The sequence below is a fragment of the Flaviaestuariibacter amylovorans genome (assembly GCF_039541815.1).
Classification (GTDB): Bacteria; Bacteroidota; Bacteroidia; order Chitinophagales; family Chitinophagaceae; genus Flavisolibacter; species Flavisolibacter amylovorans.
Map to the genome: position 1 here is coordinate 33,858 of NZ_BAABGY010000006.1, position 15,661 is coordinate 49,518.

A 15,661-nucleotide genomic window follows, 5' to 3' on the forward strand; every position below is an offset into this window, starting at 1 on the left:
TGTTGGCATCGTACGGTTTCGCGCAAACGACGGGATCCACCACAGGGGTGGGTAAGTCCGGCGTTAGCGACTCGACCGTGATCCCCTCGCGCAGGATGCCGCAGCACTCTGAATTCATGGCAGGCACTTACAACTACCCGGCGAAACCCCGCAACCAGTGGGAGATCGGTATCAAGGGTGGTCTCTTCACGATCAGCGGCGATGTGGCGTCTCTCCCGAGCTTCGGCCTCGGCGCGCACGTCCGCAAAGCATTCGGCTATCTCTTCTCCGCACGTCTCGAGTACACCTATGGTATCGCTAAAGGCCTCAACTGGAAGCCTGCGTATAACTACAGCAACAACTCCGCCTGGAGCAACGCCGGCTACCGCCCGGCCAACATCCCCGCCAACCCCGGTGGCGATCTCCCGGTTTACTACAACTACAAGACGAACGTTCAGGACCTCATGCTCGAAGGTGTGATCACGCTGAACAACGTACGCTTCCACCGCTCCAAGACCGGCTATGCACTCTATGCCTTCGCCGGTGTGGGTGGCTCGATGTACGATGCCAAGGTGAACGCTCTCGACGCCAACGGTAATGCCTACAACTTCAACAGCATCGCCGGTAACACCTGGAAGACCCGCAAGGACACCCGCAAGGCGCTGAAGAGCATGATGGACAATACCTACGAAACGCCCGCCGAGAACCATGGCCCGCTGCGCCCGAAACTGTTCGGCAACAGCTACATGACCGTTGGTTCCGTTGGTCTCGGTATTGCCTTCAAGCTGAGCAACCGCTTCAACATTGCCATCGAAGACCGCTTCACGTTCACCAACGACGACCTGTTCGACGGTCAGCGCTGGGCAGAGCAGGTGCCTGGCGAGCCGGTGCTCACCCAGAACTTCGATGCCTACAACTTCGCTTCGCTGGGTATCAACATGAACCTCGGCTCGAAGTCCACGGAGCCCCTGTGGTGGATGAACCCGCTGGATTACGCGTACAGCGAGATCCGCAACCCCCGCCTCATGAAGCTGCCGAAGCCGGTACTGCCGGATACGGACGGCGACGGTGTGACCGACCAGTTTGACCTCGAGCAGACCCCTGCCGGTGCTCCGGTTGACGCCCATGGCGTAAGCCGCGATACCGACGGCGACGGTGTGCCCGACTTCCGCGACAAAGAACTCGTTACCCCGACCGTATGCCAGCCGGTGGATGCCGATGGTGTAGGTAAGTGCCCCTGCCCCGATGGTTGCAAGGTGGTTGATACCTCCAATACCGCTGGCGCTTGTGCCCGTGCCCTGGGTCAGCTCCCCTCGATCACGTTCTCCGGCGCTTCCCCGGCACTGAGCTCCACTGCCAAGAGCATGCTCGCTTCCGTAGCCGCCCGCATCAAGAACAACCCCGGTTGTAAGGTGGTGGTGATCGGCTACTGCCAGAGCACGAAGGCTGAGCAGCAGCGCAGCTGGGATCGCGTGAACGCCGTGATCAACTACATGGTTGAGCGCGAAGGCGTAGGCGCCGACCGCTTCATCTTCCAGTACGGCCAGGAAGGCGGCGACTGCAACACGGTCGACCTGCGTGGCGCTTCTGAAGGTGAGGATGGCCCGACCAACGTTCCGGCTCCGCACCCGAACCTGCAGCGTCGCGGCAACTAAACGTGGCTTGTCTCAAGTCCCTAATACAAAACCCTCCCTCGTGGAGGGTTTTTTCTTTTGGGAGGGCAACCGGAGATCAAGGAACAAGGAATGATGAATTGAAGAAGGGGCTAGCGGGGTTATCGTTTTTTTACCGCTAAGAAAAGAAAGGGCTAAGGGTGTCGCTAAGGTGACCTGGTTTGATTGCCAGTGCATTTACCAAGTAAATGGTCGGTTCTCCACAACTGATCCTAGTCGTACAAACCAATCATTCCGGCAACGCTAAATGAAGTAAGCTTGAAAAGGAAGCGACAGCCATCCGCGCCTATCGTATCAGATCCGTGTCATCTGCGTTCTTTCTCGCTCATCCCGCGCTTTGTGATAAGCCCAGGGTAAAGAGAGGGGGCACCGCATGCCTCACTTCTGCTTTTGCATTTTCTATTTCTGCCGCCCGATTTAGTTAAATCTTAACGGCCGCGCTTTCGGCGTATGACGCGGATTTCCGAATATTGGCGCCAACTAATTACCTTTGCCCTCCTTTATGCGTTTATTTGCTGCACTCAGCCTTGTCCTGATCCTGACGACCGGATGCGATCCGATCACCAAGATCATGAAGAGCAAGGACCCGGAATACAAGCTGCGCAAGGCCGAGGATTACTTCGCCAAGAAGAAGTACAACCACGCCCAGCAGCTCTACGAAGATGTGATGCCCAACTACAAGGGTACCGCCCGCTTCGAGGACATCTACTACAAGTACGCCTACACTGCCTACCACCTCCGCGACTATATGAACGCCGAGAACCTCTTCAAGACCTACATGGAGGTGTTCCCGAACAGCGCCCGCGCCGAAGAGATGGATTATATGCGCGCGTTTACCTTCTACAAGCAGTCGCCGAAGGCCGAGCTCGACCAGACCAATACCATCAAGGCGATGGGCATGATGCAGACCTTCATCAACACCCATCCCGGCTCCACCCGGAATAAGGAAGCCGGCGCCATCGTTGACGCCTGCCGCACGAAGCTCGAGGCAAAAGACCGCAACGCGGCCAAGCTCTATTTCGACATCGGCCAGTTCCGTGCCTCGGCCGTCGCCTACGAAGCGCTGATGAACAACTACCCGGATTCGGAGCAAACCGACCTCTACAAGTTCATGTCCATCAAAGCCTATTATGAGTTCGCCCAGATGAGCGTCGACGAGAAGCGGACGGAGCGCTACGGCAAGGTGGTAGAGTCCTGCCAGGACTTCATGGACCGCTTCCCGCAAAGCGGGTACGCCAAACAGGTGCAACAATTCTTATCTTTGTCTCAAACACAGTTAAAATCAATCGCCCATGAGCAGCCGTCTAAGACGTCAGCATAGTGCCAACCTCCCCGCCAACGTGGAGTCGAAGGACCTGAACGACCTGAAATCCCGTACCGGTAACCTGTACGAGTCGATCGCGATCATCGCCAAGCGGGCCAACCAGATCAACATCTCCCTGAAAGAGGAGCTGCACAGCAAGCTCGAGGAGTTCGCCACGCACACCGACAGCCTGGAGGAAGTGCACGAGAACAAAGAGCAGATCGAGATCTCCCGCGCCTACGAGAAGATGCCGAACCCGGCCCTGCTCGCCACCCAGGAGTTTATGGAAGACAAGGTCTACCACCGCAAGAACGAGGACGACCTGTTCCGCTAAGACCCGTTGTCTCTTACTGTATAAAAAGCCATATCGAACCGATATGGCTTTTACTTTACTGCCGGGCTTTAACGGCCCCTTATTACCCGGTTACCATCCGGGCCCCTATCTTTAACCCATGTCATTGAACGGCAAAAAGATCCTGATCGGCATCAGCGGCTCCATCGCCGCGTACAAGATCCCCGTACTGGTACGCCTCCTCGTCAAGGAAGGCGCCGAGGTGCGCGTGGTGATGACCGATGCCGCCAAGGACTTCGTGTCGGAGCTTACGCTCTCCACCCTCAGCAAGGCGCCGGTGCTCAGCAAGCTGTTCGATGAAGGTGCCTGGTCCAACCACGTGATGCTGGGCCGCTGGGCCGACCTCTTCCTCCTGGCGCCGCTCTCCTGCAATACCCTGAGCAAAATGGCCGCCGGTGCCTGCGACAACCTGCTGCTCGCCACTTATCTCTCCGCTACCTGTCCAGTGGCAGTAGCGCCCGCCATGGACGAGGACATGTGGCACCACCCCGCCACCCGCGCCAACCTGGAGCGCCTCCGCGCCTACGGGGTGCAGGTGCTGCCGGTAGGCCACGGGGAGCTCGCCTCCGGCCTCATCGGGGAGGGACGCATGGCCGAGCCCGAAGCCCTCGTGGCCTGGGCAGCCCGCTTTCTGGAAAAACGGGGCGAGCTGGCCGGGAAAAAAGCGTTGGTGACGGCCGGTCCCACATACGAAGCGCTGGACCCCGTGCGTTTTATCGGCAACCATTCGAGCGGTAAGATGGGCTACGCCCTTGCCGGCGAGCTGGCCCGCCGCGGCGCCGAGGTACACCTCGTGTCGGGGCCCGTGTCGCTGCCGGCCGAGCCTGGTGTGCACCTGGTAAAGGCGCCCACCGCCCGGATGATGTACGAGGCCTGCATGGAGCTGGCCGACTACGACATCGCCGTAATGGCGGCAGCGGTGGCCGATTACACCCCGGTGGACGTGAGCGCCCAGAAGATCAAGAAGGGCGACGGCGAGCTGACCCTGACGCTGCGCAAGACCGACGACATCCTGGCCGCCCTCGGCGCCCGGAAGAAGAACGGGCAGCTGCTGGTGGGCTTCGCCCTCGAAACCGAGAACGAGGCCGAGCACGCCCGGCAAAAGCTCGCCCGCAAGGGCGCCGACCTGCTGGTGCTCAACTCGCTCAACGACGCCGGTGCCGGCTTTGCCGTCGACACCAACAAGGTGACCCTGTTTTATCGCGACGGGCACAGCCGCGACCTGCCGCTGCGCCCGAAGACCGAAGTGGCCCGTGACATTGTGGATGCTATAACCGAACTGTTCTAAATGAAAAAACTACTCCTGATCGCCCTCCTGCTGTGGAGCACCGCCTCCGGTGCCCAGGAGCTCCAGTCCAAGATCTCCGTGATGGCCGGCCGCGTAAGCACGCAGGTCGACAAGCGGATCTTCAATACGCTCCAGGGCGCGCTCACCAACTTCCTCAACAGCCGCAAGTGGACGCAGCTGACCTACCAGCCGCAGGAGCGCATCAAGTGCAACTTCCTCATCACCATCGACCAGGACATGGGCGGCAACGTCTTCAAGGCCTCCCTCACCGTGCAGGCCGCGCGCCCAATCTACGGCAGCACCTATGAGTCGCCGTTGCTCAACATCCAGGACAACGACTTCGTGTTCCGCTACATCGAGTTCCAGCCCATCGAGTTCAACGAGAACCGCGTGCAGGGCACCGACCCGCTGGTGGCCAATATCACCGCCATGCTCGCCTACTACGTGAACCTGATCATCGGCCTTGACCAGGACTCGTTCAGCCCGCGGGGCGGCGACGCCTTCTACCAGCGTGCGCAGAACATCGTGAACAGCGCCCCCGAGGGCCGCGACATTTCCGGCTGGAAGGCCTTCGACGGTGTCCGCAACCGCTTCCGCCTCATACAGAACCTCACCGACACCCGCTTCAACCTGTTCCACGACGCGCTGTACGCCTACTACCGCACCGGCTTCGACCAGCTGACCGTAGACGAGGACGCGGCCCGCGCGGGCGTGCTGGCGGCCCTGACGAGCCTCGAGAGCCTCAACCGCGACAACCCCGCCACCATGTATATGCAGGTGTTCTTCCAGGGACGCAGCAACGAGCTCTTCAAGCTGTTCAGCAAAGCGAAGCCCGAACAGAAGACCAAGGCCCGTGAGCTGCTCACCCGCCTCGACGTGACCAATACCAGTACGTATAAAGACCTCAGATGATCCGTCGCGCCCAGAACCTGTTTCTCTGCTTGCTGCTATTCGTGGCCGCCTGCGACAGCGAGCCGCGGGTGCCCGATGACATCCTGCCACCCCATCGTATGAAGGCGGTGTTGCGCGACGTGTTCACCGCCGACGACTGGGTGCAGTTCCGCCGCGAGACCGATACCACCTACAACCGCGCCGACAGCAGCATTGTGCTGTACCGGAGCATCCTCCTGCGCCACCGGATCTCCGAGGCCGTATTCAAAAAGAGCTTCCGGTACTACGAAAGCCGGCCCGAGCTGCTGAAAGAAGTGATCGATGCGCTGCAGGCACCCCCGCCGAAGCCGGTGGGCGATAACGCGCCTGCGCCGAAGAAGCTGTGACCCTTCCCCGGCCCTCCCAAAGGGAGGGGGCAGTCAGAGAGCGGGTACACCCGTACCATAAACGTACCGGGTGCTTTCATCGCCAGAGGCACTGTTCGTTGTGGCCCGCTAATGAATGACAGAACTTTCGGCCCCCTCCATATAGAGGGCTACGGCTGGTCTCATGCCTGCCGCCTTATGTTTACGAAAGGGAGCCCTCGCATCCACATCGCTTTATTCACGATTGCCGATTCACGATTGACGTTCCCGCCCCTGCGTTTCCCTTATTTTTGGCGCACATTACTTGCGTATGAACAAGGTTTACGACAACGCGGCCGCGGCGCTGCACGATATCCGCGACGGCGCCACCATCATGCTCGGCGGCTTCGGCCTCTGTGGCATTCCCGAGAACAGCATCAGCGCCCTGAAAGAAATGGGTGTTACCGGACTCACCTGCATCTCCAACAATGCCGGCGTCGACGACTTCGGTCTTGGCCTGCTGCTGCAGTCGCGGCAGATCAAAAAGATGATGAGCTCCTACGTGGGCGAGAACGCCGAATTCGAGCGGCAGCTGCTCTCCGGCGAGCTCGAGGTCGACCTGATCCCGCAGGGCACGCTTGCTACGCGGATCCAGATGGCCGGCATGGGCATCCCGGCCTTCTTCACACCGGCAGGCGTCGGTACCGAGATCGCCGAGGGCAAGGAAGTACGGGCGTTCAACGGCAAGCAGTACCTCATGGAAGCCGCGCTGGGCGCCGATTTCGCGATCGTGAAGGCCTGGAAGGGCGACCGCTTCGGCAACCTCGTTTTCCGGAAGACGACCCGCAACTTTTCCACCTCGATGGCCAAGGCAGGCACCATCACCATCGCCGAAGTGGAGGAGCTCGTGGAGCCCGGTCAACTCGATCCCGACGACATCCATGTAGCCGGCATCTATGTGCACCGCATCTTTCAGGGCACCCAATACGAAAAGCGTATCGAGCGCCGCACCGTGCAACTCACCAAATAATCTCAGATCTGTGATCGCGGATCTGTGATCTAAGGAGGGAGTCCAACCTCCAAAACCTTTCAAAACCTCCAAAACCATTCTCTGTGGCTTTAGACAAATACGGCATCGCCAAACGCATCGCGCAGGAGCTGCGCGATGGCATGTATGTGAACCTGGGCATCGGCATCCCGACACTGGTGGCCAACTATGTGCCCGAAGGCATGTTCATTATGCTGCAGTCGGAGAACGGCATGCTCGGCATGGGCGCCTATCCCGAAGAGGCGGCCATCGATGCTGATCTCATCAACGCAGGTAAGGAAACCGTCACCATCGTTCCGGGCGGCGCCTTCTTCGACTCGGCCGAAAGCTTCGGCATGATCCGCGCCGGCAAGGTCGATCTCACCGTGCTGGGTGCGATGGAAGTGGCTGAGAACGGCGACATCGCCAACTGGAAGATACCCGGCAAGATGGTGAAAGGCATGGGCGGCGCCATGGACCTCGTGGCCTCCGCACGCAACATCATCGTGGCCATGATGCACACGAACCCGAAGGGGGAGAGCAAGCTGCTTCCGCGCTGCACGCTGCCGCTTACCGGCGTGGGCTGCGTGAAAAAGGTAGTGACCGAGCTCGCTGTGCTCGACGTGACGCCCGACGGCTTCCGCCTCCTGGAGCGCGCACCCGGCGTCAGCGTGGAGGAGATCCGGCAAAAGACGGCCGGCAAGCTGATCATCGACGGCGACATCCCGGAAATGCAACTCTGATCCGCCAACCGATCCAATAGAAAGCCCCGACGTTGCCGTCGGGGCTTTTTATTAGGTCATCGTAGCGGCATACGCTCAGCAAAGCGCACACTGCGGGAAGTACAACGACAGGTCTTCGATCACCTGGTCGGCCAGGTCGCGGTGAAGCTGCGGGCGCAGTTGCCAGCCACCCTCTTTGTAGGCGGCGGTGATGATGGGGGCCGCAACAGCTTCCGTGTATATCTGGGGAACGAGGCGAAGGCCTGTGCCGTCCGTATAAATACTATAAGCCACCGGGTTGCCGTCCACGAAGAAGACCGTATTCTTCAGGGCGTTTTCTTGTTGCATAATAAGTTAGTGATGATGCTGGTAAAAATACGGGGCGGCCGATCGTGTTTTTACGGGTGCTGTTTCTTTTTCGGACGCATACACTTTCCCCCATAACCGAGTGTAATTGTTTGGCCTTAAAAGAGCGCGGGCGCCAGGCGTAAAAAAAAGAGGGACGCGGCCGCATCCCTCTTTTTCGAACCAACCGCGTCCTAGAACGGATAGCCGATGGCCAGGTTGTAGATGATGTTTTCCTTCTTGAGCGCCGGGTCTTTGGGATCAAGGCGGTCCATCACCCAGGGGTTCTTCTCCCAGGGCTTTACCAGTGGGATGCCCACGTCGAGGCGGATGACGAAGATGGTGACGTCAAGCCGCACGCCCACACCGGTGTTCACCGCGAGCTCGTTGAAGAAGGAGCCCGAGAAGCCGGAGCCCGGGCGGTCGGGATCTTCGTTGGCGAGCCAGATATTGCCGGCATCGATAAAGAGCGCGCCATAGAGCGGTCCGGAGATGTGCGGTCGGAACTCGGTGTTGAACTCGAACTTGATGTCACCGGTCTGGTCGGCCAGGAAGGTACGTGTGGGCTGGCGGAAGGTGCCCGGCCCGAGCGAGCGGCTGCGGAAGCCGCGCAGGCTGTTGTTGCCGCCCGCAAAGAACTGCTTGATATAGGGCAGCTGCATCGAGTTGCCATAGGGGATGCCGTAGCCGATGTTGACACGGTTCACCCAGCTCGACTTGAGCCCGATCTTATGGTACCAGCGGCCGTCCACCTCCAGCTTGATGTACTGGTCGAAGAGGGCGTTGAAGATCCGCTTCGGGTCGCCGCCTTTCGCATTGGCGCCCATCATGAGTCCGGCCACGTTGCCGGAAAGGTCCACAAGGCCGTTCACGAAGAAGGCATTCGGGCGCTGCAGGCCGTTTACGAGCTGGTTGAAGGTGACCTGGTAGGTGGAGCCCAGGATGAACTGCGAGTCCACCACGCGCTGCAGGTAGGGATAGCGGCGCACCGAGTCGCGGTACTCAGCGGTCACATTGATCGGCTGCACATAGTTGATCGAGACCGGGTTGAGCTCGTGCGAGAATTCCAGGGAAGGCTTCCAGGTGTAGCCCAGGCTTCCGCGGAACGAGTTGACCGTATAAAGCCGGTTGCGCGTCAGCAGGTCGTAGCCAAGCTGTATGTTGGTGCGCGGCACGTAGGCGCTCGTGGTGTTCACGTTGAAGAAGGGCACCACGAAGCGCGGGATGGCAAGCGTGGCCTCAGCCCCGGTGCGGTAGGTGTTGTAGCCCTGGAAGGTGCCGCCGAACTGGATCTCCGATGCCACGTAGGCGGAGACGGCGAGGTGCTCCGCCTGGCGGAACGTATTCCGGTTGCGCCAGGTCAGGTTGATCTGAGAGCCGTTCATGTTGTTTGACTTCGAGGTGGCCGTGATTTCGCCGCGAATCGACTTCTTGGGCTGCGGCGTCAGGTAGTAATACGCATCGAGCTTGAAGGAGTCGGTCACGGGCTCGAAGCGGTTCTTGACGTACCGGAACTCGTTAAGGTTGATGAGGCGGCTCAGCGTGGTGTTGTGATCCGTACGGTTATAGAGGGCACCCGAGTCGAACACCAGGATCCGCGGCCACATCCAGGGCTTGAAGCGCTTGCGCCGGTCGATGATGTGGTAGCCCCCATACAGTTCCGCGTCGGCGAGGCTGGTGTCGAGGCGCTGCGCGTTGATGCGGTAGTTGGCGTAGATATACGTATTCCGGATCCGGTAAGCACGCATCGCCTCGTCGGGCGCCGAGTTCTTCACCGTGAGAACCATGTCCACCTTGTTATTACCCACGGTGCTGTCGACCTGCATCAGCAGGTACTCGGGGTTGAAGAAGTAGAAGCCACGCTCCTTCAGGAAGGCGTCCACACGGTTGCGCTCGCCGCGGATGACGTCGAGGTCGTAGGGTGCGCCCACCTGGAGCAGGGAGCCTGCCTGAGATGCCCGGATGTTCTCCGAAAGCTCGGTGCTGTCTAGCGGGAAGCGGATGGCGTTGATGGTGTATTGCGGACCGGCGTCTACCTTGTAGTCCATGCGTGCCTTGCGTCCCTTCACTACAGAGTCGCCGCTTGCCTTGGCCTGAAAGAAGCCCTTGTTGTCCATGTGGTTCTGCAGCAGCTTGACGCTGTTGTTGCTATTGACGCTGCTCAGGAGCACCGGCGGCTCACCCAGCTGGTCGCGGAGGCGACCGAAAAAGGAGTTGGGCTTCGCCTTCCGGAACATATTGTAGAAGCCCAGCTTGATCGGAAGGCCGAGGAAGCGTGTGTTGGGCTGCGGCCGGGTGATGCCGACGAGGTCGGCGTGCAGGGTCTTGCGCTCGCGGGCCGTGAGGCCGCTGGCGTTGCGGAGATCGACCCGTGCGCCTGTATAGAGCTTTTCGCCGGGCGGGAGGTGCTTGGTGCCGCTGCAGGCTGCCAACAGGAGGCAGGCCGTCAGTGCCAATGGATAAAATGCCTTAGTCATGACTGGGTTGTTCCGTTGCTTGCGTTTCTGTCGTTTGTTCTTTCGGAGGTTGCTGTTCTTTCGCTGCTTCCTTTTCCTTGCGCTTCACGTCGCGGCGTACGCGACGCGCCTGCCAGATCTCGCGGAAGCGGTTGTATTCTACACTGATGATAAAGCCGAGGCCTGTCTCCACCACGTAGCCGTCCACGTATCCTTCATAATCGTTTCGGCGGTAGAAGCGGAGCATATAGCGCCCGTCGCGACTGAGCTGGTAGTTGACCTGGATGTTGCCGGCGATGTTGTTGCCGGAGTTGTTGTTCTGCTGTGGCCCTTCGAGCTGGAAGTTGCTACCTACGGTCACCGTCAGGCGGTCGTTGAGGAGGCGCTTGCTGAGGCCCACGTTGAGGTCGGTGCGCGCGCGGCGCTCGCCCGTCGTATAGTCGTCGCTGGAGGCTACGTCGAAGTTGAGGTCCACGCCCTGGATGAGGCCGGCGGCGAGGTTGTTGAGCTGCTCGGTCATCAGCTTGCTCACCGAGGTGCGGGCGAAGGTGCCTGCGTTGAAGCCGCCCCCGTTGGAGGAGAAGGGATTGTCGCCCACAAAGCGGTTCAGCAGCAGCACGGCAAACACCTGCTTGTTGAGTTCGGTGGGCTCCGAGCGCAACTGCGTCAGGCGCGTCTGCACGGTACTCAGCACGTCGCCGCTCACATTGAAGTTTTGCCCGGGCGGCAGCTGGATGTCGAACGTGAGGTCGGGCTTCATGAGCGCGCCGCGCAGGTACAGCAGCACCTGGAAGGGCAGCTTCTGCAGGTAGAAGTTGCGCTGCGTGGTTTCTGCAATCTGCTGCTCCACGAGATCAAGGGGGGCGGTGTTGGCCACGTAGCGGCCCGTTACCTCGAGCTCGGCGGCCGTGGGCTCACCGAGCCAGGTGATGCGGCTGCCCTTGTCGAGGATGAAGCGGCGGCGCAGGAAGTTGAGCGCAAACTGGTAGCCGCCCTCGTCGATCACGTAGGTGCCGGTGAGGGTGATCTTACCGCTCGGGTCCACACCGGCCGTGAGGTTGCCGGTGCCCTTGAGGTTGAGGAGGTCGCCGCTCGCCACATCTACGATCACGTTGAAGGTCGCCTCCTTGTTGATGTCGATGTTCACGGCCACGTCGAAGCCCTTGATACTGGTGTTGTTGAGGGTGTCGAGCGCCATGAAGAACGAATCGACGCCGGGGTTGCTGAAGTCCACGAACTGCACTACGCCCTCGCGCTCCACGATGCCGGGCTCGCGCTGCGGCACCACGATCGTAAAGGCCGTGCCCTGGTTCACCGCGATGTTGCCGTCCACCACCGGGTTGGCCTCGGTGCCGCCCACGTGGAGGCGCGTCGTGATGTTCATCTTGCCGTAGTACAGGCTGTTGGTTTTTTTCTGCGTGTTCACCGCCATGAAATCGCGTGCGTTCACGTCCAGGTCGAACCGGTAGTTGATGAAATTGCTGGTGCGCACCGTACCGTCGATGGTCAGCGGGTTGTTGAGCGAGTCGCGGATCGAGAAGTTGTCGAACCGGAAGCCTTCCTCGGTCACCGCCAGTTTTTCGTTGTCGATGGTAAAGGGTCCGCCGATGGCGAGCGTGCTGATGCTGGCCTGGTTGAAGTTGAGCGTTCCGTTCACCTTGGGCGCGGCCGTGGTGCCGGAGATCTTGGCGCCGCCGGTGATATTGCCGTTGGCACTCGTCACGAAGTCGGCCAGCGCACCCTGCAGCGAGCGGAGCTCGAGGCGGCGGATGGCCAGGTCGAGGTCGAGGCCGATGACTCCTCCGGCCTGCTGCGTGAGCGAGCCGTTGAGCCCGAAGTCGTTGCCCTTGCCGGTCACGTTCACGTCGGCGATATAGCGGTTGCCGGCCGCGCTGCTCACCCGCATCGTTACGTTGCCGATGGTGTCTTTGCGGAACGAAAGGTCGTTGATGCGGAGGTCGGAGGTGAAGAGCGGGTTCTTCGGCAGGCCCTGGAAGGTGGCGGTGCCGTTGAGGCGCCCGTCGGCGAGCAGCGAATCGGCGCGCAGGAAGCCCGTGATGGTGCCCAGGCGGAAGTCGGTGAAGGTCACGTTGAGCGGACCGCCGGCGCCGCTGGTGCTTTGCAGGGCGAGCTGCTGGCCGTCGCGGCTCAGCACAAAGTTGTTGGCCGAGATGCTGTTGGGGGAGATACTGATCCCGTTGTTGGCGGCTACGCTCCAGAGCTCATAGTTCAGCAGCAGCGAATCCGGGCGCAGGCTGAGGGTGTAGGTGCCAGCGGAAGGCTGCGTGAGCAGGCCGCTGAGCCGGTACTTCGGCTTGTTGCCCTTGTCGTTGACACCGAGGTTGAAGTCGATCGTATTATTACGGATCGTGGCCGCCACCCGGGTATTGTAAATATCCATGGTGCCGCTTACGAAGTGGGCGACGTCTCCGCTCACCTGCAGTCCGTCGGCCGTAGTGGTGACCTTCAGGCCCAGGCCGGAGAGCGAGTTGCCGCCGAAGGCGAGCGCCGGCGCGTCCACAGTGGCATTGAGGCCGCGGCCGGTGGCGATCGTGCCTTCAGCCCGAAGGGGCTGGCTCATGTCGAAGCCGGGCACGAAGGCTGCCAGCACCGGCGAGTTCACGGCGTCGATCTTGAACCTGATATCATAGGGACGCACATTGCGCACCTGGTAGCTGTTGTCGGTGGAGAAGTAGGGCTGGATATTGTTCTGGATGATGAAGCCCAGGTCGGAGAAGCGGTATTGCCCGTTCAGATCGGCGTTGAGGAAGTTGCTGCGCACGCGCATGAACTGCTCGCTGCCCGTTTGCCCGGATACGAACGAAAGGGAGTCGATCGGCGCGCGCTGCGTTCCCGATACGAACAGCGCCTCGGTGATGAGCACGTCCGCATCTAGGAAGTCGGCATTCATATTCCGCACGTCGGCGTTGATGCGGCCGCGGAAGGTGAGGGGCTGTGCGGTGAGGCCGAGCGCCCCGGTCTTGATGGAGTCGATGAAGCCGTTCACCTTGAAGCGTGTGTTGGCCCCGAAGGAGCCGCTGGCCTTCAGCGTGAGGTCGATGTTCGGGTCGCGGATGTCGGTGTTGGCAACGAACGAGTTCTTGTTGAGGGAGCCGTCGAGGCGGATGTTGCGGTAGTTGTATTTGTTGTACACCACGGAGCTTACGGTGCCGTTGAAGCGGGCATTCATGGTTTCGGGCGTAAAGCCGGTGCCGGTGATCCGCATGTCGGTGGTGAGCGCGCCTACGGGCACGGCACCGCGCAGGATGCGGTCGAGGCGGAGCGAGCGCGTACGCACCACGGCGTTGTAGCGGGCGCCCGCAGGGCTCGTGAGGTTGGCGAAGTTGCCGTTCACGCCCACGTTGCCGTAGGCCGTGGCCACGTTCATGTTGGCGTTGATGTTGGCCATGTTCCCCGACAGGGTTCCGGATGCGGTGAAGGTCTCGGGCAGGTCCATCTGCGCGTTGGAGAGGCGCTTGCCGCCGGTAAAGAGCGCAAGGTCGGTCTGCGAGGTGTGCAGGCGGCGGATGGTGAAGGTGCCGCCGGCGGCGTTGGGGTTGCTGAGGCCGGCGAGCGTGCCTGATGCGTCGATGCTAGTATTGCGGAGGCCGTTGAAGCGCAGCGAGGAGATGTTGAGCCGGTCCATCGTACCCGAGCCCCGGAGATCGACCGTCCATACGGCGTTCGGGTTGGCGAAGGCGGGCTGGGAGCGGAGCTGCGGCGCAAAGGCGAGGATGTCCTTAACCTGCACGCGGCTGTCTTCGATGGAGATGTTGAGGACCGTCTTTTCGAATTGCTTCACGAGCGCATCCTGCGAGGTGTATTGCAGCACGGCGTAGCGCTTCAGGTGCGTGCCGGGCGTTTGCAGGTCGAGGTCTTTGATATAAGCCTGGTTGTTCGCATACAGCAGGTCGCCCTGAAGCGAGTTGAGCACGAAGCCGCTTTTCTCGCGCAGCGAGCCGCGGGTGATGCGGCCGGCGATGGAGTCTTTATTAAGCACCAGGTTCTGGATGGCGAGGTTGAGGTCGGAGCCGTCGAAGTGGGCGAAGTCGATGCCTTGCGGGGTGCGCGGCGTGTTGTCGTTGTCGAAGCGGATGCGGTTGCCGTTGAGCTCGAAATGGTCGACCCGCACGAGGTAGTCCTGCTGCACGGCCGAATCGGCTCCGGCCTCTACCGCGTTGGCGAGATCGCGGGCTGCCTGCTTGCGGCCGAGGCGGATCACGGTGTTATTGTCGTCGATGCGTACCCGCGCCAGGTGGATGCGGTTGCGGTCAAGGTCGAGGTCCTTGCCGTCGAGGAGCAGGTTGCCGAGGTCAAGCTTCGTGTAGAAGGCGGAGGTCTCGTTGCCGTAGTCGACGTGGATGTCGCGGAGGCGCACCTGCCCGATATCGAGCCTGGGCAGCACTGCCTTGGCGGTGGCGGGTGCGGCGTTGATCGCCGGCGCCGTAAGCGGGCGGGTCTGGTAATAACGAACGTGCAACCCGTTAATGGCGAGCGAGGGAATGCCGAAGCGCTGGTTGTTGACGTCGAAGGTGTCCATGCGCGCGGTGAGGTTGCCGATGCGGGCATTCATGTCGTTGCCGGTGAGCACATCCTTGTATACGACGTTGATGTTCTTGAGTCCCAGGTTCTTGACGGCCATCTTCATGACGGGCGCGGCGGCGGTGTCGGGGTTGGCGGCCTGCTGGGTCATGAACGCATCCACCACGAACTGGAAGTTGTACACCGTGTCGGGCAGCACGCGCTTTACCTTGGCCGTCATGTTCTCGATCTGCAGGTCGTTGATGGTGACCTCGTTGTTGAACAACTTCAAGAGCTCTACATTGGCGCGAACGGTACCGCCATAGAGCAGGGTGTCCTTCGTGCGGTCTTCGACGTAGATGTTCTCGAGCACCACCTTGCGGGGCAGGCCGATGCGGATGGACCCGATCTCGACGCGGGTCTTGAGCTTGTTCTCGAGGAAGCGCTCCACGCGGTTGGTGGCGAACTGCTGGCCGGGCGGCGTGAGCAGGAACAGGATCACCAGCACCACGAACAGGAGCAGGAAGAGCACGGTCTTGAGGAGCACGCGCGCCACGCGCTGCACCACGGTGCGCCGGGGGCGGGGGGCAGGAGCCGGGGCGGAGGAAAGGGTTTCTGTCGACATCGGAAGGTGCTTCTGGGTTGCCCCATCCCCGCAAATAACAGACCCGGCAAGAGCGCCGGTACGAAGCCCGCGGGGGCGCTGCATCGGCGGATGAGCGGGCGCCATGTGTAGAAAATGCTACACGGCCGGGCTGAT

General features: G+C 61.0%; 11 protein-coding genes. 8 read left to right on the top strand and 3 right to left on the bottom strand.

The genetic code is table 11. The features are described 5' to 3' along the window. Positions 1–116: 116 nt before the first annotated feature. The 8 genes from ABD937_RS06480 to ABD937_RS06515 all read left to right on the top strand — a co-directional run bounded on the left by ABD937_RS06480 (position 117) and on the right by ABD937_RS06515 (position 7,600). Positions 117–1,634: an OmpA family protein gene (locus tag ABD937_RS06480; protein WP_345254408.1), complete on the top strand. Its 1,518-nt coding sequence runs from the start codon at positions 117–119 to the stop codon at positions 1,632–1,634. A gap of 520 nt (positions 1,635–2,154) precedes the next feature. Continuing rightward, on the top strand, positions 2,155–2,973 hold the full coding sequence (locus ABD937_RS06485; RefSeq protein ID WP_345254409.1) for an outer membrane protein assembly factor BamD: 819 nt from the start codon (positions 2,155–2,157) through the stop codon (positions 2,971–2,973). Continuing rightward, positions 2,945–3,289 carry a DNA-directed RNA polymerase subunit omega gene (locus ABD937_RS06490; protein WP_345254410.1) on the top strand — a complete coding sequence of 115 codons (345 nt, stop codon included), beginning with the start codon at positions 2,945–2,947 and terminating at the stop codon, positions 3,287–3,289. The genes ABD937_RS06485 and ABD937_RS06490 overlap by 29 nt, the downstream gene beginning before the upstream one ends. Before the next feature lie 118 nt (positions 3,290–3,407). Beyond that, on the top strand, positions 3,408–4,595 hold the full coding sequence (coaBC, locus tag ABD937_RS06495) for a bifunctional phosphopantothenoylcysteine decarboxylase/phosphopantothenate--cysteine ligase CoaBC (RefSeq protein ID WP_345254412.1): 1,188 nt from the start codon (positions 3,408–3,410) through the stop codon (positions 4,593–4,595). Beyond that, on the top strand, positions 4,596–5,507 hold the full coding sequence (gene porD / locus ABD937_RS06500; RefSeq protein ID WP_345254413.1) for a type IX secretion system protein PorD: 912 nt from the start codon (positions 4,596–4,598) through the stop codon (positions 5,505–5,507). Next, positions 5,504–5,872, top strand: coding sequence for a DUF4296 domain-containing protein (locus tag ABD937_RS06505; protein WP_345254414.1), 369 nt, complete (start codon positions 5,504–5,506; stop codon positions 5,870–5,872). The genes porD and ABD937_RS06505 overlap by 4 nt, the downstream gene beginning before the upstream one ends. A 289-nt stretch (positions 5,873–6,161) precedes the next feature. Further along, positions 6,162–6,860 (top strand): CoA transferase subunit A, encoded by a 699-nt coding sequence (locus tag ABD937_RS06510; protein ID WP_345254416.1) that lies wholly within the window; start codon positions 6,162–6,164, stop codon positions 6,858–6,860. 83 nt (positions 6,861–6,943) lie between these two features. Then, entirely contained in the window at positions 6,944–7,600 is a 657-nt protein-coding gene (locus tag ABD937_RS06515) for a 3-oxoacid CoA-transferase subunit B (protein WP_345254417.1), read from the top strand. A 75-nt stretch (positions 7,601–7,675) separates the two neighbouring features. Here the strand turns inward: ABD937_RS06515 and ABD937_RS06520 are convergent, their stop codons facing one another. The 3 genes from ABD937_RS06520 to ABD937_RS06530 all read right to left on the bottom strand — a co-directional run bounded on the left by ABD937_RS06520 (position 7,676) and on the right by ABD937_RS06530 (position 15,526). Next, on the bottom strand, positions 7,676–7,927 hold the full coding sequence (locus ABD937_RS06520; protein WP_345254419.1) for a hypothetical protein: 252 nt from the start codon (positions 7,925–7,927) through the stop codon (positions 7,676–7,678). 191 nt (positions 7,928–8,118) lie between these two features. After that, entirely contained in the window at positions 8,119–10,401 is a 2,283-nt protein-coding gene (gene tamL, locus ABD937_RS06525) for a translocation and assembly module lipoprotein TamL (protein WP_345254421.1), read from the bottom strand. Further along, positions 10,394–15,526 (bottom strand): translocation/assembly module TamB domain-containing protein, encoded by a 5,133-nt coding sequence (locus ABD937_RS06530; RefSeq protein WP_345254423.1) that lies wholly within the window; start codon positions 15,524–15,526, stop codon positions 10,394–10,396. Before ABD937_RS06530 ends, tamL begins: the two co-directional genes overlap by 8 nt. Between the last annotated feature and the right edge of the window lie 135 nt (positions 15,527–15,661).